The following is a 25,368-nucleotide window of genomic DNA, read 5'->3' as shown; positions in this document are numbered from 1 at the left end:
ACCAAAAAGATCGCAGCCTTCGGCAGCTCCTACGGGGATCGCGGTGAATCAGGGCTCTTGAGCAATCACCGAAATTTTGCCGTTGCGCTCGATGATGGCGAATTTGATCTGCTCAAGGGTTTCAATGCCTTGGCTCGAACGCGCAGCCTCCATGATATCTGCTTCGACCAGTCGCGCATGGCGCAGGCGTTTGTGCAGGATCTTGCCGTTTTCGACGATGATCGTCGGCCCGCCATCAATCAGCCGCTGTACCCATTGCGAGCGTTGTTTGAGCAGTGAAAGCCCGACATCAATGGTAATCAGCGTGACGATCACCAGCATCGAGTTGGTCAGGGAAAAGTCATTGCCCAACAGGGCTTGTTGGGTCGCCTCGCCGATGATCATCAGCAACACGAAATCAAATGTCGTCAGTTCGGCCAGCGAGCGCCGACCGGCAATCTTGAACAGCACCATCAACGCCAGGTACATCACGGCCGCGCGCAATACCGAATCCATAAGTCACCTAAGGGAAAATGAATTGATCCACCTTGACCGAGGCCGCCCCGGGCGAGGCGATATGGCTGCGAAACAGGCCCAGCCCCTCGCCACGCAAAGTCAGGTAAAGACTGGCCTGGCCTTGCGCGTCCGTTTGTACCCACAGTTTCATACCCTGCTCGCCACTGAGTGCACGCACAGGTTCTGGTTGCAGAGTTTCGATTTCGAAACCCTCCAGCAGTTTTCCGGTCAGTTCCAGCTCAACCGTGGCATCCGGCCGGCCGATCACACTGACCTTCATCGGATTGGTCGAGCCATGACGGTGGAACATCTCGTACTCCACCCGTACCTTGCCATCGCTGCCGTGAACGTCCCGGGAGCTGAGCGGGCCACGGGAAAACAAGCCGAGTAATGCCAGCACCACCAGCAGCACCATCACGTACCAGCCCCAGCGCTCGAATCGCCAGACCCTGACCTGATAGGCCATGTCTTCACTCACCGGATAATCGCGGCTGTGGTATTCGGTGCGGTGGGATTCGTCGTTCATTGATTCACCTGATCTTGTTCTCCGGCTAGGGCACGTTTATGAAAAAACGAGATCCGCTTCAAGGCATGTTCTGCGGCCAGTAACTGGACCTTGCTGCGGGACCCGAAAAAACGATGCTGTTGGGTGAATACACATTTCCCTTGCTCAGTCTGGTAGGCCCAGGCGAAACAGATGGTGCCGGCCGGAATCCCGTCGACATCCTCCGGCCCCAAGATACCGGTGGTGGCCACGGCGACGTTGGCGGTGCTGTCGAGCAAGGCGCCCAAGGCCATTTCGCGAGCCACTTCGCAACTGGTCAGGTTGAAGGTTTCGATCGTATGGGGGCTGACATTAAGTAACCGTTGCTTCGCTTCGGAAGAATAGACCACGTAACCGCTCTCGATCAGGTCCCCGCTGCCCGGCACTTCGGCCAGCAAAGTCACGATCTTTCCGGCGGTACAGGACTCGGCAGTCGTCAGTCGCAGGTCGTGTTGGCGCAAATATTCAACGACGGTTTGGCTGACGTTCATGATCAGGCATCCAGGCAAGAGGAACTGCTCGGTTGACCTTCGACGCTTGCAAACATTCCCTCGGGCAGACCGCCCATACCCCCCGATAAAAAATGAACCCCCGGCGATGGATGCACCTCAATACTTCTAGGGGCCCCTATGCCGGGCCGCTCGTTATTTGGAGGTCGTCATGTCCGCACCTTTCGTCAGGCTGTTCACTCAGCCCAATTTCGTCTGGACAGATATTCGTAAGGAAGAGGAAGCGCATCCGCGCCATTACCTCGCTCATTTGCTGTTGCTCGCCCTGATCCCCGCCGTGTGCCTGTTTATCGGGACTACCTACGTCGGCTGGAGCCTGGCCGAGAACGAAACGGTCAAACTCAGTGCCTCCAGCGCCCTGCAACTCTGCGGGCTGCTGTACCTGAGCATCATTGTCGGCGTGGTGCTGATGGGGCTGTTCATCCGCTGGATGTCGCGCACCTTTGACTCACGCCCCAACGTCAATCAGTGCATCGGTTTTGCCGCCTACACCGTCACCCCGTTCTTCCTCGCAGGTATCGCCGGGCTCTACCCGAGCCGCTGGCTGGCGATCACCGTGCTGGGGGCCGCCTCCCTCTATTCAACGTTTCTGCTGTTCGTCGGTTTGCCGATCTTCATGCACGAGCGCAAGGAGGAAGGCCTGCTGAATGCGGCGAGCGTATGGGGCGTCGGACTATTGGTGCTGGTGACTATCCTGGTGGAGATGATTCTGCTCTGGTTCAACTATCTGGGGCCTGAGTACGTGCGTGTGACCGGCGTGTGATTATCCTGATTCCGCCATCCGCCGGCGGTCGGCGGCCTACCTCCGAGAACCGGGCATGAGCTTCATTGTATGGGTGGCGGTATTGGGTACGGTGCTGTTGACTCTGGCACTGACCTCGTCCTATCTGCGCTGGATGCCGGTGACCACCTCCGCGGTGTGCCTGGCGCTGGGCGTGGCGATCGGTCCGGCGGGCCTGGGCTTGCTGAAGCTGGACATCAAGGACGCGGCGGTCTGGATGGAGCACCTGACTGAGGTCGCGGTGCTCTTTTCGCTATTTGTCTGTGGGCTCAAATTACGCCTGCCGCTGAAGGATCTTCGATGGCGGGTGGCGTTCGGTCTGGCGGGACCGGTGATGATCTTGACCATCATTGGCGTCAGCCTGTTGCTGCATTACGGTTTTGCCCTGGCCTGGGGGCCGTCGCTGCTGATCGGGGCGATTCTGGCCCCCACCGATCCGGTACTGGCCTCGCTGGTGCAAGTCAACGATGCCAGGGATTACGATTCGGTGCGTTTCGCACTCTCCGGTGAGGCGGGCCTCAACGACGGCATCGCCTTCCCCTTCGTCATCCTCGGCTTGCTGGTTGTGCAACAGAGCGGCAATAGCGACGCCTGGCTCGGTGAGTGGGCATTGAAAAGTGTGCTGTGGGCCGTGCCTGCCGGTTTGTTCATCGGTTACTGGATGGGTCATGGCATCGGTCGCTTGACCTTGTCGATGCGCATCCGCAATGCCGACAGCACCATTTCTCCCAACGATTACCTGACCCTGGCGCTGATCGCCCTCGCTTATGTCGCGGCCGAAGAGATCCATGCCTATGGCTTTTTATCGGTATTCGCCGCCGGCCTCGGGTTGCGGCAGGCCGAAGTCAAATCCACCGGCGACGCGCGGATTCCCGCCGAGCATCTGGTGCAACCGGTGGTCGGCCACCAGAACGTCGAACCTGCGGCTGCCGTCCACGGCGACGTGACGAACTTGCCAGAAACCCAGGTCGCGGCGGGCATCATGATGGGCGACATGTTGGCATTCGGCAGTTTGGTGGAACGCGCCATGGAAGTGTTTCTGGTCACCCTGCTGGGCGTGGTGCTGGTGGGCCACTGGGATTGGCGAGCGTTGGTGGTTGCGCTGGTGTTGTTCTGTGCCATTCGCCCCTTGTGCGTATGGCTCATACCGTGGGGGCGCTTGCTGGACAGCCGTCAGCGCCTGTTGATCGGCTGGTTCGGGATTCGCGGGATCGGGAGCTTTTATTACCTGTTCTACGCCTTGAACCACGACCTCGGTCCGGCGGCAGCGACGCTGTGCACCGACCTGACGCTGTCGGTGGTGGCGCTGAGCATTCTGGCGCATGGCATCAGTACTCAACCGATGCTGGCCCGTTATGAGCGGCGCAATAAGCAAGACGCCTGACGGTTTCCTCCTTCGGTCAACCTGCATTGAACAGCAACAAATATTCATGCAGGTTGCACGACAAACGTCGTTTCTATTCGATCACATCCCTCTGTTTTTCATGGTTTTTTGGTAAACCTTGAAACAGGCACGAGAAATGCTCCAGCAGTGTGAGCGACAACGGCAGCAAGACCGTTTGCGTGTGCCCCGTGACTAAACAAGAGGTTTGACCATGAACGCCATTGACCTGTTGAAAGCCGACCATGAACGCGTAAAAGGCATCCTGGCCCAGTTGAGCGAGTCCACCGAGCGTGGGGTTAAAAAGCGCACCGAGTTGCTGGCCAAACTGGAAATGGAAATCAAGATCCATACCCGTCTGGAAGAGGAAGTCTTGTATCCGGCGTATAAAAAAGCCGGGGGCAAAGAGCAGGACATCATGTATTACGAAGCCAAGGAAGAACATCGCACCGTCGATACGCTGGTGCTTCCCGACCTGAAAACCACTGATCCCTCTACCGTCGAATTTTCCGGTCGAGTGAAAGTGGTCAAGGAGTTGCTGGAACATCACATTGAAGAAGAGGAAAAGGAAATGTTTCCTCAGGCCAAAAAACTACTGGGCAAAACGACGCTCGACGAATTGGGTGCAGAAATGGAAACCCTGAAAGCCCGATACAAAAAAGAGCTGGGCGCGCCCAATCTCGCTGCTTGATGGAGGGAAGAGCAAAGCCCGGCGAATGACTTACGAGAGTTTTGAGTCAGTGAGAAACCTGTGGCGAGGGAGCAAGCTCGCTCGCCACAAAGGAGCACCACCATGCCCCGAACGGAAGGTGTCACTTCATCGCCAAGGCAATGACTTCCACCAGATTAAGTTGGGTAAAGGGCTTGGACAGGCGTGGAAGTCTGGCCGCGAAGCCTTCCAGGCGCTCCGCATAACCGGTGGCGAGGATGATCGGCAGGTGTGGCCTTATCACCCGAATAGCCTGCGCCAATTGCGCGCCACTCATCTTGGGCATGACCATGTCTGTAATGACCAGGTCAACGTCGTGCTCGCTGTCGAACAGCTCCAGTGCCTGTGCGCCGGACGCTGCACTGATCACCCGATGGCCCAGGTCCTCAAGCAACAGGCTGGTACTGGTCAACACCAGACTGTCGTCGTCCACGACCAACACACACAGACGAGGTACCCGCGACATGGCGGCCTCCTCAACAGCGGGCTCGGTGGTCGCGTTGGCTAGCGCAACAGGTAACCAGAGTTCGGCGGTGGTGCCGACGTCTTTCTGGCTTTTGAGGATGAAACGTCCACCCAGTTGTTCAGTAAACCCGTGAACCATCGACAACCCCAGGCCAGTGCCTTTGCCGACGCCTTTTGTGGTGAAGAAAGGGTCCATTGCCGACGCCAGGGTAGCGTCATCCATGCCCTCCCCTATATCCGTGACACTCAGGCAGACATAGCGGCCTGGCGCCAGGGCTAATCTCGACTGATCGCAGACCTCTTCTGTCTGGGCTCTGATGATGAGTTTTCCACCGTCGGGCATGGCATCGCGGGCGTTGGTCGCCAAGTTCAGTACCGCCAGTTCGAGCTGATTGACGTCGGCCATGACCGGTTCAAGTCCAGGCGCAAAGCGCGTTTCTATGCTCACCGACGGCCCCAGAGAGCTGCGCAACAGCCCGGTAATCCCCTGTATCAGCGTTGGTATCTCGACGGATTCGGTCTTGAGTTCCTGACGCCTGGCAAACGCCAACATGCGCTGGGTCAAGGAAACGCCACGCAAGGCGCCTTGAGTGGCATTGTCGAGCAAACGGGTAATTCTCGGGTCGTCCGCCGCACGTTTGCGAATGATTTCCAGATTGCCGAGGATAACGGTCAGCAAATTATTGAAGTCGTGGGCAATCCCTCCGCTGAGTTGACCGATGGCCTGCATCTTTTGCGCCTGAAACAACGCTTCTCGGGTTTTTTCAAGCGCTTGCTGGGCCTGGGTGACCTCGGTGATATCCCGAGTGATCTTGGCAAATCCCAGCAACGTGCCGGTTTCGCCCCAAATCGGGTCGACCACCACATGCGCGAAAAACCGCGTGCCGTCCTTGCGCATGCGCCAGGCCTTGTTTTCGAATCGCCCCTCGCGCGTAGCGATTTCCAGCGCGCGTTGCGGTTCACCGGCTTCACGGTCTTCAGGGGTGTAAAACATCGAGAAATGCTGGCCGATCACTTCTTCGGGGCGATACCCCTTGATTCGCTGAGCCCCCAGATTCCAGTTGGTCAGGCGTCCATCCGGGGCGAGCATATAGATGGCGTAGTCGGTGACGCTCTGCACCAGCAGCCGGAACTGCTGCTCACTTTGTTTGAGGGTTTCTTCAGCCATTTTTCGGTCGGTCAAATCCCGGGTGATCTTGGCAAAACCCAGCAATTTGCCCGACGGATCCAGAATGGGATCGATGATGATGTGGGACCAGAAATGCGTGCCGTCCTTGCGAACCCGCCAGCCTTCGCCCTCGAAACGCCCTTCGTGAATAGCGGTATCAAGGGCGCGCTGAGGCAAACCGGCCTTGCGGTCCACTTCGGTATAGAAACGCGAGAAATGCTGGCCGAGAATTTCCGCTTCCTCATACCCTTTGAAACGCTTGGCGCCAGCGTTCCAACTGGTGATGATGCCATCGGGGTCAATCATGTAGATCGCATAGTCGACCACGGCATCGATCAGCAGACGAAAGCGCATCTCCTCCATGGCATTGGTCTTGGTCCGGTCATCGCTCATGGATCCCTGTCCCTATTGTTGTTCGTCTGGAGTATGCGACAAACCGCTCGTTTGGAAATTCAAAAATACCAATACGTTGGTGGGAGCACTACTCAACAGGCTAAAAAGGCGCCGATTCCATCGACCACCAACGGGGCAGCAATTGCTTGACCTTGCTCTCGCCAAACCGGTCATCGATCAGCATCACCACCCCTTGATCCTGCTGAGTGCGGATCACCCGCCCCGCTGCTTGCACGACTTTCTGCACGCCAGGAAACAGATAGGTGTAGTCATACCCGGCACCGAAAATCGCCGCCATGCGCTGTTTCATCTGTTCGTTGACCGGATTCAGTTGCGCCAGACCCAGGGTGGCAATGAATGCACCAATCAACCGCGCGCCGGGCAGATCGATGCCTTCGCCGAATGCGCCACCCAAAACCGCAAACCCTACGCCCTGACTATGGAGGGTGAATTGATCGAGAAACGCCTGACGCGGCCCTTCCCCCATTCCCCGGGACTGCGACCACAGCGTGATGTGCGGATGCCGTTCGGCCAACAACTGGGCCACTTGCTGCAAATAATCGAAGCTGCTGAAAAATGCCAGGTAGTTACCGGGGCGTTGGGTGAACTGTTTGGCGATCAGCTCGACAATGGGCTCAAGGGATGCCTGACGATGGACATAGCGGGTCGAAATCTGGCTGACGATGTGCACTTGCAACTGTTCGGCGCTGAACGGCGATTCCACATCAATCCAGACTGTATTCGCCGGTGTTCCCAGCAAATCGGCATAGTAATGCCGAGGGCTCAGGGTGGCGGAAAACAGCACGGAGCTACGCGCAGCAGTCAGGCGCGGGCGAATGAAAGCGGCGGGCACCACATTGCGCAGGCACAGTTGCGACAGGTTGCGCTTGCGGTCGAGGTCGCGTTTGCTGATGTCGAACAGGAAATGCTCATCGAACAGTTCAGCCACGCGGCCGAATTGCAGCATGTCGAAGTAAAAATTCTGCAACCCGCTGTCCAGGCCCTGAGGGTGATCATTGAGGTAGTCGCCGATGCTCGCGCAGCATAAGGAGAGCGCCTGAAGCAGTTTTTCCGGGGCTTTGTCGTAGGCCTGATAGGGGCTCAGTTGCTGATCATGCAGGGCGTTCCATTCGCGATTGACCCGCTGCAAGGATCTCTTCAGTGGCTCAGGCGCGGTTTTTCGCACGCTGTTCAATGTCGCCTGATCAAGGCTGGCGCTGTACATCTGCCGGCCACGCTCCACCAGGTTGTGAGCCTCGTCCACCAGCACCGCGACTTTCCAGTTATTGGCCTGGGCCAGCCCGAACAGCAATGCGCTGAAGTCGAAATAGTAGTTGTAGTCAGCGACGACCACGTCCGCCCAGCGGGCCATTTCCTGGCTCAGGTAGTAGGGGCAAACGTCATGCTGCAGGGCAACCTCGCGCAAGGCACTCTGGTTCAGCAGGCTCAGTTGGCTGGCGGCCTGACGCGCGGCCGGCAGACGATCATAAAAGCCCTGGGCCAACGGGCAGGACTCGCCATGGCAGGCCTTGTCCGGATGCTCGCAAGCCTTGTCCCGGGCGATCATCTCGAGAACGCGCAATGGCGGAGCATCGGCGCTGTCGAGGATGACCTGAGCGGCGTCCAGCGCCAATTTGCGCCCGGGAGTTTTCGCCGTTAGGAAAAACACCTTATCCAGTTGCTGCGGCGCCAGCGCCTTGAGCATCGGGAACAGCGTGCCAACGGTCTTGCCGATACCGGTCGGTGCCTGGGCCATCAGGCAGCGACCGGTGCTGACAGCCTTGAACACCGATTCGGCCAGATGCCGTTGTCCGGGACGAAAATCGGCATGGGGAAATGTCAGCTGTTGCGCCGCCAGATTGCGCCCTTCGCGATGGGCCATTTCCTGCTCGGCCCAGTGCAGGAACAACCCGCAATGATGTTCGAAAAACAACTGCAATTCGGCGGCGCTGAAGGCCTCGACCAGGCAGGTTTCCTTTTCGCTGACGATATCGAAGTACACCAGCGCCAGATTAATCTGCTTCAACTGCAGTTTCTGGCACATCAACCCACCGTAGATCTTCGCCTGCGCCCAGTGCAATTGGCGGTGGTTAGCAGGTTGTTTGCTCAGGTCGCCACGGTAGGTTTTGACTTCTTCGAGGCAGTTTTGCGCCGGATCGTAGCCGTCCGCCCGGCCTTTCACGGTCAAGGTTCGATACTGGCCCTCAAGCGCGACCTCATTCTGGTAACCCTCGCTACGCCGTGACGCCACAGTGCGATGTCCGACGATGCCTTCCAGCGCAGTCGGCGACGGGGTAAAGCGCAGGTCGAGATCGCCGACCTTGGCGGTGAATTCACACAGCGCGCGCACCGCAATGCTGTAGCTCACGCGCCCTGCTCCGCCCATTGCACGTAGCACACGGCGATTGGCATCTGGTGCTCGTGACAGAATTCCAGCCAGCGCAATTGATTGTCTTGCAACCGATCGCCGGGGCCTTTGACTTCGATCATCCGGTAGGTTTTGTCTTGCGGCCAAAACTGAATCAGGTCCGGCATGCCGGCGCGGTTGGCCTTGATGTCGAGCAGCAGTCGATTGAACCAGTGTTTGAGGTGCTCGGCGGGCAGACAATCGAGTGCCTGCTCCAGCAGTTCCTCGCTCAGAGCCCCCCAGAATACGAACGGTGACTGCACGCCCCACTTGGCGCTGTAACGCTCGCGAACCGTTTGCACATAACGCCCGTCATCGAGTTCAGCGAGGCAGGTCTGGAACAGATCCGCGCGCCGCGCATGAAAATCTTCGTTGAGCAGGTCCACCGGCCCGCGCTGGAACGGGTGAAAAAACGCCCCCGGCAATGGCGCGAAAATCGCTGGCCAGCACAGCAGGCCGAACAGTGAGTTGATCAGGCTGTTCTCGACGTAATGCACCGGCGACTCCTGCGCCAGATGTGCTTGAACGTAAGACTCCACCGACAACGCCGGATCGTGTCTGGGCAGTTGCAGGTCCAGGCGCTGCATGGCCCGAGGGGTTGGCCGCTTGATTGGCGGCCCGCCCAGTTTGCGCCGCAGTCTGGGCAGCACACGCAATAAATGCTGATGCTCGGCGGCGCTTTCGGGGGCTTGTTCGGCGTGGGCGGCCAGGTCCATGGCCAGTTGATATTCAGCACAGCGCTCCAGCACCCGAATCAGCCGTAGACGTGCGCCGGGATAGTCGCATTCGCGGTAGAGGCTCAGGGCGACGGAAAAATCCGCGATGCGTTCGCAATGCTGACCGATCTGGAACAGCAGTTTGCCCCGACGTTTTTGCAGCCAGGGATTGTCGAGCTGCAGTCCGTTGATCTGCTCGACAATCGCCGCCACCGCTTCACCGGTTTCGAAACGCTGCTGACAACTGTGCAGGAACAGGCAGGCATCGACGTCTTCGCGACTGCGCAAGCCTCGAGACTCGGCGCAGAACTCGACTTTTTCGTAGGTAAAGATGCCCAGGTCGGCCAGCACGAATTCCGACCAGTCCTGGTAAAGGTTGCCGAAGAACATCAGCCGCAACCGGTCACACAAGCCCATGACGGTCAGGCTGAACAACCGGTCATTGAGTGCCGGACACCACTGGGCAAAACTTTGCGCTTCGGGGAACTGCTCGCTCAGGATCGGCAGCCAATCGGTCTTTTTGCCTTTGGGCTGATCGATGGCGTCGCCAAAGCACTGGAGAATCTCGGCCTTGAGCAACACCTCGAACAAGTCCTCGATGTGCAACGGCGACTGCTCATCGATCCAGCCCGATACCAATAGCGGCGCCGCAGCGCTGTCGATGTCGCCGATCTCGACGTAACTCAGTTTGCCGGCCCTGAAATGCACGCCCTTGCGCATCACAAGTCTCACCAGCAGGGCTTGGGACTCGCGGGGCAGTCGATTGAAGTCATGGATGAAATCCTGCTCCTCGACGCTCAACACATCGGCATAACGATGCTCAAGCCAATCAAGCACTTGCATGAAGTTGTTCAAGTAATAGAACGGATCATCGAGAGGATTTACAATCACGGGCAAAAGGGCCATGGCAAACGAGTACTGGTTATGCGTACAGATACCAGCTATGCCCCACCCGGTGCAAACGGAAAAGGATCAGTGGCGACGCTATTCGGCAATTTTCGGGTGACCATCGAACTTTCTGCCATTCCATCGCACAAACCGCGGTAGAGGCACAGCGACGATTGACCTCAAGCGGGGCTGTCGCGCTGTTTTTATTCAGTGATGAGAGGTGTGTATGAATATCAAGACTCTGGGTTTGCCCCTGGCAGTAGCGGCCTTTTTGGCCTTGGCCGGCTGCTCGACGCCAACGGTCGTGACCCTGCAGAACGGCACCCAGTATTTGACCAAGGACATGCCGAACACCAAAACCGAGGATGGCTTCTACGAATTTGAAGATATTTCCGGGGCGAAAGTGAAAGTCCGGGCCGATGAAGTGGCCACGGTTCGCAAGGAAGACTGATCCCAACGTAGATCCTGTAGGAGCGAGGCTTGCCCGCGAAGAACGATGACGCGTAATGCCTGATAAACCGCAGTGCATTTTTCGCGGGCAAGCCTCGCTCCTACAAAATTTTCATCGCACCGGGGTTTTAGAGCGCTTCTGCAATCGCCTTTCCGACCTCCTGGGTCGAGCCCTTCCCGCCCAGATCCGGCGTGATCGGCCCCTCGGCAATCACCCGTTCGATCGCCTGCAGAATCCCGTCGTGCGCGGCGCGATAACGCTCATCACCGTTCCCCAGAAAATCCAGCATCAACGCACCGGACCAGATCATGGCGACCGGGTTGGCGATGTTGCGCCCGTAGATGTCCGGGGCCGAACCGTGCACCGGTTCGAACAGCGACGGAAAACGCCGCTCGGGATCAAGGTTGGCCGACGGCGCAATGCCGATGGTGCCGGCACAGGCCGGGCCGAGGTCGGACAGGATGTCGCCAAACAGATTCGACGCCACCACCACATCGAACCGGTCCGGTTGCAGCACAAAACGCGCGCAGAGGATGTCGATGTGTTGCTTGTCCCAAGTGATGTCCGGGTACTGCGCGGCCATCAACGCCGTGCGCTCGTCCCAGTACGGCATGCTGATGGATATCCCGTTGGACTTGGTCGCCGCCGTCAGGCGTTTGCGCGGTCGGGTCTGGGCCAGGTCGAAGGCGAACTTGAGAATCCGGTCCACGCCACGCCGAGAGAACACCGACTCTTGCAGCACGAACTCATGCTCGGTGCCTTCAAACATCTTGCCGCCGACCGAAGAATACTCGCCCTCGGTGTTCTCGCGGATCACCACGAAATCGATGTCGCCCGGTTTGCGCCCGGCCAGTGGGCACGGCACACCGGGAAACAAGCGCACCGGGCGAATGTTCACGTACTGGTCGAAGTCGCGGCGAAACTTCAGCAGCGAGCCCCACAGGGAAATGTGATCCGGCACCTTGTCCGGCCAGCCCACGGCGCCGAAGTAGATGGCGTCGAACCCCTTGAGTTGCTCGAACCAGTCGTCGGGCATCATCTGCCCGTGTTCCAGGTAGTAATCGCAGTGAGCCCAGTCGAGCACTTCGATGCTCAAATCGAGCTGCCACTTCTTCGCGGCTTGCTCCAGTACCCGCAATCCTTCCGGCAGGACTTCCTTGCCGATGCCATCGCCAGCAATCGCGGCGATTCTGAATGGTTTACTCATTAATCATGCCTCGCAAAATGGCTGTGCAATCGTTATCACAGCCCGCCGATGTGGAAGGCTTTGACTTCAAGGTATTCGTCCAGGCCGTACTTGCTGCCTTCACGGCCAAGGCCCGACTGCTTGATGCCGCCGAACGGCGCGACTTCCATGGAAATGATCCCGGTGTTGAGACCGACCATGCCGAACTCCAGCGCCTCGCCGAAACGCCATGAACGACGCAAGTCCTGAGTGAAATAGTAGGCGCCCAGGCCATAAGGCGTGGCATTGGCCAATGCGAGCGCTTCGGCCTCAAGGGTAAAACGCATCAACGGCGCCACCGGGCCGAAGGTTTCTTCGTTGGCCAGGAGCATGCCGGCGTGGGTGTCGCCGAGGACGGTTGGCTGAACGAACTGATTGTCGCCTTCGGGAATACCGCCGCAGAGCAAACGCGCACCCTGGCTCAGGGCATCGTCGATGTGCCGGGCGACCTTGCTCACCGCTGCCGGGTTGATCAGCGGGCCGATGGTGACGTCGGCGTCCAGGCCATTGCCGACTTTGAGCTTGCCCACCTCTTCCACCAATCGCTGAGCGAAGCGTTCGTAGATGCCGTCCTGCACCAGAATGCGGTTGGCGCAGACGCAGGTCTGGCCGGCGTTGCGGAACTTGCTGAGCATGATGCCGGCGACTGCCTGTTCCAGATCGGCGTCGTCGAACACAATGAACGGTGCGTTACCGCCCAGTTCCAGGCTCAAGCGCTTGATGTGTTCGGCGCTCTGGCGCATCAGCAGGCGACCGACCGCGGTGGAGCCGGTGAAGGAGATTTTGCGCACCGTCGGGTTGCCGGTCAGCTCTTCGCCGATGCCGGCGGGCATCCCGGTCAACACGTTGAACACCCCAGGCGGAATGCCGACACGCTCGGCGAGTACCGCCAGGGCCAGGGCCGACAGCGGGGTCAGGTCCGAAGGTTTGACGATGATCGGGCATCCGGCAGCCAGGGCCGGCGCGCACTTGCGAGTGATCATCGCGTTGGGGAAATTCCACGGGGTGATGGCGGCGCACACGCCCACCGGTTGCTTGAGCGTCAGCAGGCGGCGGTCGCCACTGGGGGCCGGCATGGTTTCGCCATAGACCCGGCGAGCCTCTTCGGCGAACCACTTGACGAACCCGGCGCCGTAGCGGATTTCGCCCTTGGCCTCGTTCAGCGGTTTGCCCTGCTCGCAGGTCATGATCAAGGCGAGGTCGTCGAGGTTGTCGATCATCGCCTGATACCAGCGCTCCAGCAGCGCCGCACGTTCCGCCGCCGGGCGTGCGCGCCATGCAGGCCAGGCGCGTTCGGCGGCTTCGATGGCACGCCGGGTTTCCGCGCCTTGCATGGCCGGGACTCGGGCGAGCAATTGGCCGGTGGCCGGGTCGATGACGTCCAGGGTTGCGGCGTTATCGGCGCCGATCCACTGCCCGTCGAGGTAAGCGAGTTCTGCCAGAAGGCTGGGGTCTTTCAAACGATTCTTGAGCATGGTCGAGTCCTGATCCGAGACATTTCCAGTCTAGGGAGATGCCACGGATGAGGATGCTGAAAGCGTTTGATGGGCAGTGTTGGATGCTGAAATTTGCGGTGGGACGGCAGGCTCTACCGAGCTTAAGGGTAAACACAAAACCCTGTGGGAGCGGGCTTGCTCGCGAAGGTGTCCCTCCAGTCGATATGGATGTCGCCTGACCCGACGCCTTCGCGAGCAAGCCCGCTCCCACATTTGATCTCCATTTACCCGCAAGACCTGATTACAGTTTCAGGGAACCGAGCAACCCTTCAAGAAACCGCTCACCAGCCTCCATCTGGCTGATCTCGATAAACTCATCCGGCTTGTGCGCCTGTTCGATTGAGCCAGGGCCGCAGACCACCACTGGCACATCCAGACGCTGCTTGAACAACCCGCCTTCGGTGCCGAACGAGACTTTGGCGGTGCCGGTGTCCGGGGCGGCGAAGTTTTTCAGGAAGCGCACCGCTTCAACGCTCGGGTGGGTATCGAGGCCGGGATAGACGTTGACCGTTTCAATGTCGATCGCTGCGACACTGGACAGTTTTTTGGCCTCGCGCACGATCACTTCGGCACGCTCGCGCATCTGTTCCAGGAACTGATCCAGATTGTCCGCCGGCAAGTTACGCACCTCGAAATCCAGGGTGCACAGGTTGGGCACGATGTTCAGCGCCTTGCCGCCGACAATCTGCCCGACATGCACGGTGCTGTAAGGTACGTCGTAGTCGGCATCCTGCGCGCCCTGCGCTTGCAGTTGCTGCTGGCTCTGGCGCAGTGCCGCGATGAAATCGCAGGCCACGTGAATCGCATTGACCGAACGCGGTGCCAGGGAGGAATGCGCCTCCAGCCCACGACAGTAAGTGCGGTAAGAACCCTTGCCCTTGTGCCCCAGCACGAACTGCATATTGGTCGGCTCACCGATCAGGCACAAAAACGGCCGCACCGGCGCCAGATGCAGCACATCGAGCAAACGTCGAACCCCCACACAACCAGTCTCTTCGTCATGGGACAGAGCGATTTGAAGCGGTCGGCTCAAGGAATGGTCGGCGGCATCGAGCATGGCGTCGATCGCCAAAGCAATAAACCCCTTCATGTCGCAACTGCCACGGCCGTAAACCCGGCCGTCTTGCACCGTCGCCTGAAACGCTGGAAAGGTCCAGGCCTGCCCCGCAGCCGGCACTACATCGGTGTGCCCGGACAGCAAAATCCCCGGCAACTCCTTGGGGCCGGTGCTGGCGAACAGGTTGGCCTTTTTGCCTGTTTCGTCCTTGACGATCAACGACTCGATGCCCTTGCTCAGCAACAGGTCACGCACGTACTCGATCAGGGCCATGTTCGACTCCGACGATACGGTGTCGAAGGCCATCAGGCGTTTGAGAATTTCCAGTACACGGGGTTTCATGAGGCCCTGCTCCGTTGCTCAGTTGTCCGTTGCTCGGCTGAAGAGGCGAACCGGCGGATGGAGAACGGCTCAATCGAGGTGCTAGTGCTGCCGGTGCTGATCAGTTCAGCCATCACATCGCCGACACCAGGGCCGAGTTGGAAGCCGTGACCGCAGAAGCCGAATGCGTAGTACAAGCCGTCAACGTTGCCGCTCGGCCCCATCACCGGCAGGGAATCGGGTAGATAGCCTTCGATGCCGCTCCACACACGGATGATGTTCAGGTTGCCGACACCCGGCAGCAGGCGGCGCATCTGGTCCATCTGATTGAGAATACTGCGCGGCTCGACATAGGCCCGGCGGTTGAGCATGTCCGGTTTGCTCCGGTAACCGCCGCCGATGATGATGTTGCCGCGCGGGATCTGCCGGAAGTAGATCACTTCTTCGGGAATTTTGGTGTACACGCCGATCACCGTCGGCAAGGCGTAAGGCACCGGTTCGGTCACGGCCATTTGCGGGCCGTGGGTGTCCAGCGGCACCGGTTCGCCGAACTGCTCCGAGAGTTTCTGGCCCCAGGCACCGGCCGTGATCAGCAAGCGCTCGGCGCTGAATTGACGGCCATCGGTGGTGGTCACCGTGAACTCGCCGCCGACCTTCTGCACATCGGCGACTTCGGTCTGTTCCTCGATCCGCGCACCGAGGCGTCGTGCCGCCCGGGCAAATGCCGGAGCGGCCAGTCGCGGATTGGCGTGGCCGTCGTGGGGCGCATAAGAACCGCCCTTCACCTCCGGCCCGAGGAATGGAAAGCGCTCGTGCAGCTCAGCGCCGCGATAGATCTTCAAATCCAGCTGCGCCGCCTCGGGCGCCGCCGCGTAAGCTTCAAGCTCAGGGATTTCGTCTTCGCGATAACACACGCGCATGTGCCCGCTGGCGATGAATTCGAGGTCGTCGTCGATCAATTCCGGCAGGCGTCTCCACAACGCCCAGGACCGATTGGCCAATTCCAGTTGCCCGAGGAATCGCCCCTGGCGCCGAACGTTGCCGAAGTTCACGCCGCTGGCGTACTGGCCGATCTGATCGCGTTCCAGCAGAATCACCGACTGCCCGCGCTGGCGCAGGAAAAACGCCGCCGCCGAGCCCATCAGGCCGCCGCCGACAATCACGACATCGGCTTTGTGTAGCATCATGGCGACACCTCCTCGGTGAGCATCGAAAGGGGTTTGACCGGCGCTTGACCACGCTGCCGACCGACCTGTTGCACGCTGACGCCCGCGGCGGCGGCAATCACCTCGGCCCCGGCCTGGGAGCAATAACGGCCCTGACAACGGCCCATGCCGACCCGACTGAAGGCCTTTGCCCGATTGACTTCACAGGCGCCCTTCTCGCTCACGGTGCGGCGCAACTCGCCGGCGCTGATCATCTCGCAGCGGCAGACGATGGCTGAATCCGGTAGCGCTTTGGCCTGCGCCGCAGGCCAGGGAAACGCCTGGGCCAGGCCGAGGCGAAACTGATCCATCACCGCCAAGGCGTGCCGTTGTTCGTCACGCAACCCGATGTTCACCGGTTGCTGCAAATCTTCCAGCAACGCCATCGCCACCAGTCGCCCGGCATGCTCGGCGGCATCGGCGCCGCGAATCTTCGAACCGTCCCCGGCGGCATACACACCGCTGACCGAGGTGCGACCCGCTTCATCGACAGCCAGCCACCATTGACTGGAAGCCTCGTCAAAGCGCATGCGGCAACCAGCCAGGTCGGCCAATTGGGTTTCCGGGCGCAAGTGATAACCCAGGGCCACGGCATCGCAATCGATCGTCAGGGTTTCGCCTTTCGCCATGCTGATCCGCACACCACTGACCCCGCTGGCGGCGTCACCCAGCACTTGCAGGGGGTTGATCCCCAAGTGCACCGGGATCTTCGCCCGATAAAGCTGCGCCAGCAGTTTCATCCCGGTGAACAGCAACCCCGGCCGCGCCAACAACTTGGGCAAGGCGCCGATGCGCTTGATCCGCGGCGAAGTGTCGAGCACCGCCGCGACCGAGGCCCCGGCTTTGACGTATTGGCTGGCAACCAGATACAGCAGCGGCCCGCTGCCCATGAACACCACGCGGTGGCCAATGGAAACCGCCTGGGACTTGAGCGCGATCTGCGCCCCGCCGAGGCTGTAGGTGCCCGCCAATTGCCAACCCTCAGTCGGCATCAAGCGGTCAGTGGCGCCAGTGCACAGGATCAGCGCGTCGTAATCCACCGTCGAGTGCTTGCCCTGGCTGACGCAGCACAATTGCCCCGGCGTCAGGTTCCACACCAGCGTGTCCGGGCGGTAGTCGATCTGCCCGCGCAAACGGTCGAAGCTCTGGTGCAAATCCTTGGCCTTGGCGGCTTCGGTGCCATACAAGGTGACGTAGTCCCGGGTAAACCCTTCAGGCTGGCGACGGTAGATCTGCCCGCCGTCCCGGCGATTCTCGTCGATCAGGATCGGTTTGAGGCCAGCCGCCAACAGGGTTTCGGCACAGCGAATGCCGGCGGGCCCGGCGCCAACAATGACTATCCGCGCAGTGGCCATATCGCCTCCGGTTGTGTGGTGATGATGTCCAGCCCTTCGCGGACTTCATTGGAGCAGGCGCGCAGGCGTTCGCCGCTACGGGTCCAGACCCAGCAATCCTGGCAGGCACCCATCAGGCAGAAACCGGCGCGGCGGCCCGAATCGAATTCCGATTGGCGCAGCGCGTTGCCCTGGGTCAGCAATGCGACCATCAGGGTGTCGCCCTGCAAAGCCTCGATGGGCGAACCGTCCACCGTCAGTTTGACGGTCGGCCGGCCCTGCTCGGCCAGCCTCACAAAACGCCCGTTCATGCGTAGGCTCCCAGGCTCATGGTGGTTAAGTCCCGCTGAGTTTTCAGCAACTCGGCACTGTCGTGATGGCAAAGGATTTCACTGCCTCCGTCGATGATCCGGCGGTTCGGCGCGGTGTGATTGCACAGGCCGTCGACCCGCACCGGGCAGCGACTGAGGAAGGTGCACAGCTCAGGCACATTGGCCTTGGCGCCGATCGGCGGCAGCGTGCCGCAAGTGGTGCCGCAGTTTTCCAGCCAGCCCTGTTGCAGCTCCGGCACCGAATGGATCAACAGGTCGGTGTAGGGGTGGAACGGTGCCTGCGCGAAAGACTGCCGAGTGCCGGCCTGAACCTTGTGGCCGCTGTACATCACCACAATGTCGTCGCACAGCGCCCGCACCGTGGAGATGTCATGGCTGATGAACAGATACGACACGCCCAGTTGCTGGCGCAGATCGCGCAGCAGTTCAAGAATCGCCGCGCCGACCACGGTATCCAGCGCCGAGGTCACTTCATCGCAAAGGATCAGGTCCGGTTTCGCCGCCAAGGCACGGGCCAGGTTGACCCGCTGCTTTTGCCCGCCGGAGAGTTCATTCGGGCGTCGTTCGGCCATGGCTCGCGGCAGGCGCACCAGGTCCAGCAGTTCGCCGATACGCTCGCGCAGTGCGGCGCCCTTGAGGCCGAAGTACATCTTCAGCGGACGACTCAGAATGGTGCCAACACTGTGCATCGGGTTGAGCGCGGTGTCGGCGTTCTGGAACACCATTTGAATCCGTCGGAACTGCTCGTCAGTGCGCTCGGACAGGCTGCCGCCCAGTGGCTGACCATCGAAGGTCAGGCCGCCCAATGCCGGCGTCAGCAACCCGGCCACCACCCGCGCCAGGGTCGACTTGCCGGAACCCGACTCCCCGATCACGCCGATGGCCTGGCCCCGGCGCACAGTCAGGTCGATGTCTTCCAGCACGCGGATTGCCGGCATGCCTTGCATATTCTTGTTGCCGTAACCGGCGGTCAGCCCCTGGATGGTCAGCAGCGGCGTTTCTTCGGCGATGCCGCAAGGCGGGCGAATTGTCGTATCCGGACGGGCCGCCAGCAGCAGGCTGCGGGTGTATTCGTGGGCCGGGGCTTTGAGCAACGGCGCGGTGGCGCTCTGCTCAAAGATTTGCCCGCCGTTGAGCACCACAATCTGATCAGCCATTTGCGCTACGACCGCCAAGTCGTGGGACACATAGACCGCCGTCGCGCCACGCTCGCGGACCACGCGTTTGAAGGCGCGCAGCACGTCGATCTGGGTGGTCACGTCGAGGGCGGTGGTTGGCTCGTCGAGCACCACCAGCAATGGATCGCTGATCAGCGCCATGGCCGCCATCACTCGTTGCAACTGCCCGCCGGACACCTGATGCGGATAACGCTGACCGATGTGATCGGGATCCGGCAGGGCCAGGTCGCGGAACAGTTCGATGGCTTTGGCTTCAAGCACGGCCCGACTGCCCAATCCGTGAATCAAGGCGCCCTCCACCACTTGGTCGATAAGCTTTTTCGCCGGGTTGAACGCGGCGGCGGCACTCTGGGCGATATAGGACACCCGATTGCCGCGCAGGCCTTGCAGCTCGTTTTCGCTCAACGCCAGCATGTCGTGTTCGCCGACCTGCACCACCCCGCCCGCCAACCGGCAACCGCGCCGGGCATAGCCGAGCAACGCCAGGGCGATGGTGGTCTTGCCGGAGCCAGACTCACCGATCAGTGCCAGCACTTCACCTTTTGCCAGGGAGAAGCTCACGCCCTTGACGATTTCCACCTCGCCGCGCTCACCACAAGCGACCACGCGCAGGTCTTCGACTCGAATCAAATCACTCATTTCAATGACCTCCCGCACGTCGACTACGCCGTGACGACAGTCGGTCGATGAACAGATTCACGCCGATGGTCAGAGTGCCGATGGCCAGCGCCGGAATCACGATGGCTGGCGCGCCCTGATTGAGACCGCCGATGTTTTCCCGTACCAGCGAGCCAAGGTCTGCATCCGGTGGTTGCACGCCCAGGCCGAGGAAGCTCATGCCACTGAGCAGCAGCACGATGAAACCGAAGCGCAGTCCCAGATCCGTCAACACTGGGTTAAGCATGTTCGGCAAGATTTCCACGCACGCGATGTACAGCCGGCGTTCGCCACGGGTGCGGGCCACTTGCACGTATTCCAGCGCTTCGATGTTCACCGCCATGCTGCGGGCGATGCGGAATGCACCGGGGGTGAAACTCAGCACCGCGGTGCAGATCAGCAACAGCACCGAGGAGCCGAAAGCCGAGACCATGATCAGCGCCAGCATCTTGCTCGGAATGGAAATAAAGGCATCCATCAACCGGCTGATCACCTCGTCCAGCCACTTCGGCGAGACCACCGACAGCAACGCACATCCGGTGCCCAGCGTGCTGGCCAGCACTGCCGAAATCAACGCCAGGCCAACGGTGAACCGCGCGCCGACGAGGATGCGGCTGAGCATGTCGCGGCCCAGGTAATCAGTGCCCAACGGGTAAGCCGCGCTGAGGCTGTCGAAGACGTTGTCGGAGATCACTTCGCCCACCGGGTGCGGCGCCAGCCACGGACCGAAGATGGCCACCAGCAACCAGATCACACACATCGCAGCGCCGACCAGACCAAGCCACGACGGCCCATGGGAGACCTTGCCCAGCGCCAGTTCGGGGCCGGCAGGCGCCGATTTCGCAATGAGATCGTTCATTGGTTTCTCAGCCTCGGATTGGAAAGAATCGCGCACAGGTCGGCAATCAGCACCAACCCCAGGTACGCCGTACAAAACAGCATGGTGCAGGCCTGAACCAGCGCCATGTCGCGGTTGGTCACCGCATCGACCATCAGGCTGGCGATGCCGGGATAGTTGAAGATGGTCTCGACGATCACCACCCCACCCAGCAGGTAGGACAGGCTCAGGGCGATGGCATTGGCAATCGGCCCGATGGCGTTGGGCAAGGCATGGCGCAGGACGATTCGCATCGGGCTCACGCCTTTGAGCCGGGCCATTTCCACATAGGCACTGTCGAGTTGATCGATCACCGCCGCCCGGGTCATGCGCGCCATTTGCGCGACAATCACGCAGCACAGCGTCATCACCGGCAAGGCGTAGGTGCGCAGAAATTGCAGCGGTGAGGTGATGTCGCTGGCATAGGACAACGCCGACAGCCAGCCCAGGTTTACCGCAAAAATCAGCACCGCCAGGGTCGCCACTAGAAACTCCGGCACCGCGACCAGGGCCAGGGTGACAAAGCTGAGGAAGCTGTCGATGCGCCCGCCGCGGCCCATGGCCGAACCGATGCCGAGGATCAGCGCCACCGGCACCGACACCAGCGCCGTGACGGCCGCCAGCATCAGCGTGTTGGGCACCCGCCCGGCCATCAAGTCGCTGACCGGCATGGCGTTGGACACCGACTGCCCCATGTCACCGCTGAGCAGGTTCATCAACCAATGCAGGTAACGCACCACACCGGGTTGATCCAGCCCCAGTTTCAGGCGCAAGGCCGCCACCTGTTCCGGCGTGGCGAATTGCCCGAGAGCCTGTTGCGCCGCGTCCCCCGGCAGTACCGCCGTGATGGCGAAAACCACCATGGACACGATCAACAAGGTCACGACCGCCGCGCCCAGGCGCCGGCCGATCAACCACAGTGTGTTGCTATTCATCGCCCTACCCTCATGCAATATCCCCGCTTACACGCGTGTGCGGCCGATCAAGCATCCAGCCAGATCTGCTCGGCGAACATGTAGCCCATGAAACCGCCCAACGGGTTGCTGCCGTAGCCTTTGATGCGCTGGTCGACGCCATCGATGTTGCTGATGAACACCGGCACGCCGATGCCGCTGTGGTCGTGCACCAGGGCCTGCATGTCGGCGTACATCTTGCTGCGTTTGGCGTCGTCGGTTTCACCGCGGGCGAGCATCAGCAACTGGTCGAACTGATCGTTCTTCCAGCCCGACTCGTTCCAGGGCGCGCTCGACTGGAAGAACTGCGAGAACATCACGTCGGCGTTCGGCCGTGGGTTGATGTTGCCGAAGCTCAACGGGTGCTTCATCCAGTGGTTGGACCAGTAGCCATCGCTGGGCAGGCGGTTGACGTCGAGTTTGAGCCCGGCCTGTTTCGCCGATTGCTGTAACAGCACGGCGATGTCTACCGAACCGGTTGCGGCCGGTGAGCACATTAGCGGCATGCTGATACTTTCCATGCCGGCCTTCTTCAGCAGGAATTTGGCTTTTTCCGGGTCGTAGACCCGCTGTGGCAGGTCGGCGTTGTAATAGCGCGAACCAGGGGAAATCGGATGGTCGTTACCGACCACGGCAAAGCCACGGAACACCGCGGATTTGACCTGTTCACGGTCCAGCAGGTACTTCATGGCCTGAGTGAATTCCGCACTTTTACCCGGCATCTGGTCCTGACGGATGATCAGGTCCGTGTAGTTGCCCGACGGTGCATCGACGACGCGGTGGGTGGTGCTGGCCTTGATCCGCGTGGTCGAGCGTGGGTTGACCTCGTTGATGATGTGCACGTCGCCCGACAGCAACGCATTGATCCGTGATGGTTCGTCGCCAATCGCAATGAATTCGATCTCGTCCAGGTACGGCAGGCCCGGTTTCCAGTAGCCGGTGTTGCGCGCGGCAATCGAGCGCACGCCCGGTTTGAATTCCTTGACCTTGAACGGCCCGGTGCCGATGCCCTGATTGAAGTCGGTGGTGCCTTCGGGAACGATCATCAGGTGCGACACGGCGAGGATCGACGGCAGTTCGGCGTTCGGCGCGCTCAGGCGGATCTGCACTTCGTGGGTGCCGGTGGCCTTGATCTCCTCGAACTGCGCCATCAGCGGCATGACCTTGGAACCGGTCAACGGGTCCTTGTGGCGCGACAGCGAGTACACCACGTCGGCGGCGCTCAGGGTTTTGCCGTTGTGGAAGGTCACGTCCTTGCGCAGGGTGATGATCCACAGCGTCGCGTCGGTGTTGTCGATGCGCTCGGCCAGTTCCAGTTGCGGCACCAGATGGCTGTCGAAACGGGTCAGGCCGTTGTAGAACATGAAGTGGCGCACGTAGTCAGTGGACAGCGCGCCCTTGGCCGGGTCCAGGGTATCGGCGGTGGAGCTGGACATGCCGGCGACGCGAATCCGCCCGCCCGGCTTGCCTTTGCCCGGGGTCGCTGCTTCTTCGGCGAACAATTTGCCGGCGGCGCCGAACAGGCTACCGGCACCCGCTGCGGCGACACCCGCCACGCCGAGCATCTGCAAGGCGTTGCGGCGCGACATGCCGCGATTGAGGCCTTCGAATACCCGCAGACTTTCCTGGCCGGAAATCAGTGTCGAGTCGATTTTGTTGTCAGTCATATCAGTTGTACCTGTCGAAAAAATGAGGCTCGAGTGCCCACGGATATCCGGGGCGTCCTGGAAACGCAAACGACGGTGACGCCACAACATCAACTCAATGCAAATAGTCCTGGAAACGGTAATAAGCGCCCACGAACGGCAGGAACCACGGCTTGCCGAAATGCCCGGGGATCGCCGGCCAGTCGAGTTCGCGCCAGGGGTTAGCCTCGACCTTGCCGGCCATCACCTCGGCCATGACCTGCCCCATGTGCACCGACATCTGTACGCCATGGCCGCTGTAGCCCATGGAGTGATAAACACCGCCGTGCTGACCGGCGCGAGGCAAGCGGTCGGAGGTCATGTCCACCAGTCCGCCCCAGCAGTAATCGATCTTGACGTTGGCCAACTGCGGGAACATCTGCACCATCGCCGCTTGCAGCACCTTGCCGCTCTTGGCGTCGGACACGCTGTCGGACATCGCAAACCGCGCACGCCCGCCGAACAGCAAGCGGTTGTCCGGGGTCAGGCGAAAGTAGTTACCAATCATGCGGCTGGTGACATAGGCACGCCGACCGGGCAGCAGCTGATCGATGAGAAACTGTGGCAGCACCTCAGTGGCGATCACGAAACTGCCGACCGGCACGATCCGCCGCCGATACCAACCTAAACCGCCGTGCTGGCAGGCGCCGGTCGCCAGCAATACTTGCCCGGCGTGCAGCGAACCCTTGCTGGTATTGACCCGATAGCCGCCGGCCTGGGCTTTCCAGTCCGTCACTGACGTCCCTTGATGGATCAACGCACCGTGACGTGCCGCGGCCTCGGCCAGACCGACGCCGAAACGCCCAACGTGCATCTGCACGCCGTTGCGTTGCAGCAAGCCGCCGTGGAACTGAGCGGAATTCACTTCGGCGCGGGTCTGTTCGGCGGACAGCAGCTCGACCTCGGCATCGACTTCCTGGCGAATCAATTCGCAGGTACGCGCCAGGCCTTCGTAGTGCATCGGTTTGGCCGCCAGCTTGAGCTTGCCGTTGCGCTTGAGGTCGCAGGCGATCTGCTCCTGCTCCACCAGCGACACCACGCTCTGCACCGCGCTTTCATAGGCCTGGTAATAAGCGCGGACCTTGTCGGCACCGAGGCTGGCGCTCAGCCCGGCGTAGTCCTGGGCAACGCCGGTATTGCACTGGCCGCCGTTGCGCCCGGAGGCTTCGCCGATCACCCTTCCGGCTTCCAGCACCACCACACTGGCGCCCTTCAGCGCCAATGCCCGCGCCGCCGCCAGGCCGGTGAAACCACCACCGACGATGGCCACGTCGACCTGCCCGGGCAATGCACCGAGCTGAGCACCGGTAAACGCCGGTGCGGTGTCGAGCCAGTAGGATTCACTGCCCATGTCTAACCCGCCTATGCCAAATGAAGAATGCCGTTACCGTTCGACTCAGAGACCGACCAGCGCCGCCAGCCCACCGATGTCGGTGATCTGCTGGTAGCCGTAGAACGCATTGCCCGGAACCTCGTGACCGCGGGCGACAAAGGCCTTGTTCTTGATCTTCATGTCGTGGGCCGGCATCAGGTCGTAACGGAAACTCGAAGACACATGCAAGATGTCTTCCGGGCCGCAGTTGAGGTTATCGAGCATGAACTCGAATGCGGCCAGACGCGGCTTGTAGGCCTGGGCCTGTTCGGCGGTGAAAACCTTGTGAAACGGCGCGCCGAGTTTGTCGACGTTGGACATGATCTGGCTGTCGCTGGCGTTGGAGAAAATCACCAGAGGAATCTTGTCAGCAATTTTCGACAGGCCGGCCGGCACGTCCGGGTGTGGGCCCCAGGTCGGCACGGCGTCGTAATACAGCTGACCTTCGTCACGGTATTCGATGCCCCAACGCTTACAGACTCGCGCCAGTGAGGTCTTGAGGATTTCGTCATATGGCATCCAGTCACCCATCACTTGATCCAGACGATAGGCGGAGAAGTCCTTGACGAACTGATCCATCTGCTCGGGTACCACGCGATCGGCGAACAGTTCGCGAGTCATCGTGCCCATGTGGAAATTGGTCAGCGTACCGTAGCAGTCGAACGTAATGAATTTGGGGCGAAGAAAGCTCATTGAGTGCGGTCCTGAAGTTCGTTGAGGTCATGGCGCGACAGGTATTCGCTGCGTTTCGGGAGCGGCGATGCAACGC

Annotated in this window: 22 protein-coding genes; 4 read left to right on the top strand and 18 right to left on the bottom strand. The window is 60.6% G+C overall.

Going from position 1 to position 25,368, the window contains the following annotated elements; genetic code table 11:
* Positions 1-48 precede the first annotated feature (48 nt).
* From KVG95_RS05955 to KVG95_RS05945, 3 genes are read right to left on the bottom strand one after another with little or no spacing between them, the layout of a single operon-like run.
* Positions 49-495 carry a DUF421 domain-containing protein gene (locus KVG95_RS05955; RefSeq protein ID WP_217854886.1) on the bottom strand — a complete coding sequence of 149 codons (447 nt, stop codon included), beginning with the start codon at positions 493-495 and terminating at the stop codon, positions 49-51.
* A gap of 7 nt (positions 496-502) precedes the next feature.
* Complete coding sequence (locus KVG95_RS05950) at positions 503-1,021, bottom strand: PDZ domain-containing protein (protein ID WP_217854885.1); 519 nt, start codon at positions 1,019-1,021, stop codon at positions 503-505.
* Positions 1,018-1,530: a CinA family protein gene (locus KVG95_RS05945; protein ID WP_052963309.1), complete on the bottom strand. Its 513-nt coding sequence runs from the start codon at positions 1,528-1,530 to the stop codon at positions 1,018-1,020. Before KVG95_RS05945 ends, KVG95_RS05950 begins: the two co-directional genes overlap by 4 nt.
* A 169-nt stretch (positions 1,531-1,699) precedes the next feature.
* Here KVG95_RS05945 and KVG95_RS05940 point away from each other — a divergent pair, with 169 nt between their 5' ends.
* The 3 genes from KVG95_RS05940 to KVG95_RS05930 all read left to right on the top strand — a co-directional run bounded on the left by KVG95_RS05940 (position 1,700) and on the right by KVG95_RS05930 (position 4,401).
* Positions 1,700-2,311: a Yip1 family protein gene (locus KVG95_RS05940; protein ID WP_123722790.1), complete on the top strand. Its 612-nt coding sequence runs from the start codon at positions 1,700-1,702 to the stop codon at positions 2,309-2,311.
* 55 nt (positions 2,312-2,366) lie between these two features.
* Positions 2,367-3,713 (top strand): cation:proton antiporter, encoded by a 1,347-nt coding sequence (locus KVG95_RS05935; RefSeq protein ID WP_217854884.1) that lies wholly within the window; start codon positions 2,367-2,369, stop codon positions 3,711-3,713.
* Between the two features lie 211 nt (positions 3,714-3,924).
* Entirely contained in the window at positions 3,925-4,401 is a 477-nt protein-coding gene (locus KVG95_RS05930) for a PA2171 family ribosome-binding persister protein (RefSeq protein ID WP_052963312.1), read from the top strand.
* Between the two features lie 121 nt (positions 4,402-4,522).
* On the opposite strand, the gene KVG95_RS05925 is transcribed toward KVG95_RS05930, so the two are convergent.
* The 3 genes from KVG95_RS05925 to KVG95_RS05915 all read right to left on the bottom strand — a co-directional run bounded on the left by KVG95_RS05925 (position 4,523) and on the right by KVG95_RS05915 (position 10,474).
* Positions 4,523-6,445 (bottom strand): hybrid sensor histidine kinase/response regulator, encoded by a 1,923-nt coding sequence (locus KVG95_RS05925; protein WP_217854883.1) that lies wholly within the window; start codon positions 6,443-6,445, stop codon positions 4,523-4,525.
* Positions 6,446-6,545: 100 nt separating this feature from the next.
* On the bottom strand, positions 6,546-8,813 hold the full coding sequence (locus tag KVG95_RS05920; RefSeq protein ID WP_217854882.1) for a helicase C-terminal domain-containing protein: 2,268 nt from the start codon (positions 8,811-8,813) through the stop codon (positions 6,546-6,548).
* Positions 8,810-10,474: a VRR-NUC domain-containing protein gene (locus KVG95_RS05915; RefSeq protein WP_217854881.1), complete on the bottom strand. Its 1,665-nt coding sequence runs from the start codon at positions 10,472-10,474 to the stop codon at positions 8,810-8,812. The genes KVG95_RS05920 and KVG95_RS05915 overlap by 4 nt, the downstream gene beginning before the upstream one ends.
* A 208-nt stretch (positions 10,475-10,682) precedes the next feature.
* On the opposite strand from KVG95_RS05915, the gene KVG95_RS05910 reads away from it, so the two are divergent.
* The gene (locus tag KVG95_RS05910) at positions 10,683-10,907 is read left to right on the top strand and encodes a YgdI/YgdR family lipoprotein (RefSeq protein ID WP_038983339.1); all 225 of its coding nucleotides are present in this window, start codon (positions 10,683-10,685) and stop codon (positions 10,905-10,907) included.
* 127 nt (positions 10,908-11,034) lie between these two features.
* Here the strand turns inward: KVG95_RS05910 and KVG95_RS05905 are convergent, their stop codons facing one another.
* The 12 genes from KVG95_RS05905 to KVG95_RS05850 all read right to left on the bottom strand — a co-directional run bounded on the left by KVG95_RS05905 (position 11,035) and on the right by KVG95_RS05850 (position 25,292).
* Positions 11,035-12,114: a tartrate dehydrogenase gene (locus KVG95_RS05905; protein WP_217854880.1), complete on the bottom strand. Its 1,080-nt coding sequence runs from the start codon at positions 12,112-12,114 to the stop codon at positions 11,035-11,037.
* 35 nt (positions 12,115-12,149) lie between these two features.
* Positions 12,150-13,607: an NAD-dependent succinate-semialdehyde dehydrogenase gene (locus tag KVG95_RS05900; protein ID WP_123722799.1), complete on the bottom strand. Its 1,458-nt coding sequence runs from the start codon at positions 13,605-13,607 to the stop codon at positions 12,150-12,152.
* A 262-nt stretch (positions 13,608-13,869) separates the two neighbouring features.
* Positions 13,870-15,027 (bottom strand): acetylornithine deacetylase, encoded by a 1,158-nt coding sequence (argE, locus tag KVG95_RS05895; RefSeq protein ID WP_217854879.1) that lies wholly within the window; start codon positions 15,025-15,027, stop codon positions 13,870-13,872.
* Positions 15,024-16,193, bottom strand: a complete 1,170-nt coding sequence (locus KVG95_RS05890) for an NAD(P)/FAD-dependent oxidoreductase (protein WP_217854878.1) — start codon at positions 16,191-16,193, stop codon at positions 15,024-15,026. Before KVG95_RS05890 ends, argE begins: the two co-directional genes overlap by 4 nt.
* Entirely contained in the window at positions 16,190-17,566 is a 1,377-nt protein-coding gene (locus KVG95_RS05885) for an FAD/NAD(P)-dependent oxidoreductase (protein WP_217854877.1), read from the bottom strand. Before KVG95_RS05885 ends, KVG95_RS05890 begins: the two co-directional genes overlap by 4 nt.
* On the bottom strand, positions 17,548-17,856 hold the full coding sequence (locus KVG95_RS05880; RefSeq protein WP_217854876.1) for a (2Fe-2S)-binding protein: 309 nt from the start codon (positions 17,854-17,856) through the stop codon (positions 17,548-17,550). Before KVG95_RS05880 ends, KVG95_RS05885 begins: the two co-directional genes overlap by 19 nt.
* A complete protein-coding gene (locus KVG95_RS05875; protein ID WP_217854875.1) occupies positions 17,853-19,694 on the bottom strand; it encodes an ABC transporter ATP-binding protein in 1,842 nt (613 codons plus the stop codon). The genes KVG95_RS05880 and KVG95_RS05875 overlap by 4 nt, the downstream gene beginning before the upstream one ends.
* A gap of 1 nt (position 19,695) precedes the next feature.
* Positions 19,696-20,571 (bottom strand): ABC transporter permease, encoded by an 876-nt coding sequence (locus KVG95_RS05870; RefSeq protein ID WP_123359464.1) that lies wholly within the window; start codon positions 20,569-20,571, stop codon positions 19,696-19,698.
* Positions 20,568-21,524, bottom strand: a complete 957-nt coding sequence (locus KVG95_RS05865; RefSeq protein WP_123359465.1) for an ABC transporter permease — start codon at positions 21,522-21,524, stop codon at positions 20,568-20,570. Before KVG95_RS05865 ends, KVG95_RS05870 begins: the two co-directional genes overlap by 4 nt.
* A 47-nt stretch (positions 21,525-21,571) precedes the next feature.
* A complete protein-coding gene (locus tag KVG95_RS05860; protein ID WP_201060413.1) occupies positions 21,572-23,209 on the bottom strand; it encodes an ABC transporter substrate-binding protein in 1,638 nt (545 codons plus the stop codon).
* Between the two features lie 94 nt (positions 23,210-23,303).
* Complete coding sequence (locus KVG95_RS05855; RefSeq protein ID WP_217854874.1) at positions 23,304-24,578, bottom strand: NAD(P)/FAD-dependent oxidoreductase; 1,275 nt, start codon at positions 24,576-24,578, stop codon at positions 23,304-23,306.
* A gap of 45 nt (positions 24,579-24,623) precedes the next feature.
* Complete coding sequence (locus KVG95_RS05850) at positions 24,624-25,292, bottom strand: haloacid dehalogenase type II (RefSeq protein WP_123359468.1); 669 nt, start codon at positions 25,290-25,292, stop codon at positions 24,624-24,626.
* Positions 25,293-25,368 lie beyond the last annotated feature (76 nt).

Source organism: Pseudomonas farris, from assembly GCF_019145235.1.
Classification (GTDB): Bacteria; Pseudomonadota; Gammaproteobacteria; order Pseudomonadales; family Pseudomonadaceae; genus Aquipseudomonas; species Aquipseudomonas farris.
The sequence above is the reverse complement of the archived record's forward strand: the minus strand, read 5'-3'. Positions and strand labels throughout refer to the sequence as shown.

Bases quoted from the DNA above. Each gene is read 5' to 3' on its own strand.
- KVG95_RS05935 (WP_217854884.1), top strand. From the start codon at position 2,367: ATGAGCTTCATTGTATGGGTGGCGGTATTGGGTACGGTGCTGTTGACT.
- KVG95_RS05930 (WP_052963312.1), top strand. From the start codon at position 3,925: ATGAACGCCATTGACCTGTTGAAAGCCGACCATGAACGCGTAAAAGGC.
- KVG95_RS05850 (WP_123359468.1), bottom strand. From the start codon at position 25,292: ATGAGCTTTCTTCGCCCCAAATTCATTACGTTCGACTGCTACGGTACG.
- KVG95_RS05865 (WP_123359465.1), bottom strand. From the start codon at position 21,524: ATGAATAGCAACACACTGTGGTTGATCGGCCGGCGCCTGGGCGCGGCG.
- KVG95_RS05880 (WP_217854876.1), bottom strand. From the start codon at position 17,856: ATGAACGGGCGTTTTGTGAGGCTGGCCGAGCAGGGCCGGCCGACCGTC.
- KVG95_RS05875 (WP_217854875.1), bottom strand. From the start codon at position 19,694: ATGAGTGATTTGATTCGAGTCGAAGACCTGCGCGTGGTCGCTTGTGGT.
- KVG95_RS05890 (WP_217854878.1), bottom strand. From the start codon at position 16,193: ATGATGCTACACAAAGCCGATGTCGTGATTGTCGGCGGCGGCCTGATG.
- KVG95_RS05945 (WP_052963309.1), bottom strand. From the start codon at position 1,530: ATGAACGTCAGCCAAACCGTCGTTGAATATTTGCGCCAACACGACCTG.
- argE (WP_217854879.1), bottom strand. From the start codon at position 15,027: ATGAAACCCCGTGTACTGGAAATTCTCAAACGCCTGATGGCCTTCGAC.
- KVG95_RS05940 (WP_123722790.1), top strand. From the start codon at position 1,700: ATGTCCGCACCTTTCGTCAGGCTGTTCACTCAGCCCAATTTCGTCTGG.
- KVG95_RS05955 (WP_217854886.1), bottom strand. From the start codon at position 495: ATGGATTCGGTATTGCGCGCGGCCGTGATGTACCTGGCGTTGATGGTG.
- KVG95_RS05915 (WP_217854881.1), bottom strand. From the start codon at position 10,474: ATGGCCCTTTTGCCCGTGATTGTAAATCCTCTCGATGATCCGTTCTAT.
- KVG95_RS05905 (WP_217854880.1), bottom strand. From the start codon at position 12,114: ATGAGTAAACCATTCAGAATCGCCGCGATTGCTGGCGATGGCATCGGC.
- KVG95_RS05860 (WP_201060413.1), bottom strand. From the start codon at position 23,209: ATGACTGACAACAAAATCGACTCGACACTGATTTCCGGCCAGGAAAGT.
- KVG95_RS05950 (WP_217854885.1), bottom strand. From the start codon at position 1,021: ATGAACGACGAATCCCACCGCACCGAATACCACAGCCGCGATTATCCG.
- KVG95_RS05910 (WP_038983339.1), top strand. From the start codon at position 10,683: ATGAATATCAAGACTCTGGGTTTGCCCCTGGCAGTAGCGGCCTTTTTG.
- KVG95_RS05900 (WP_123722799.1), bottom strand. From the start codon at position 13,607: ATGCTCAAGAATCGTTTGAAAGACCCCAGCCTTCTGGCAGAACTCGCT.
- KVG95_RS05885 (WP_217854877.1), bottom strand. From the start codon at position 17,566: ATGGCCACTGCGCGGATAGTCATTGTTGGCGCCGGGCCCGCCGGCATT.
- KVG95_RS05855 (WP_217854874.1), bottom strand. From the start codon at position 24,578: ATGGGCAGTGAATCCTACTGGCTCGACACCGCACCGGCGTTTACCGGT.
- KVG95_RS05925 (WP_217854883.1), bottom strand. From the start codon at position 6,445: ATGAGCGATGACCGGACCAAGACCAATGCCATGGAGGAGATGCGCTTT.
- KVG95_RS05870 (WP_123359464.1), bottom strand. From the start codon at position 20,571: ATGAACGATCTCATTGCGAAATCGGCGCCTGCCGGCCCCGAACTGGCG.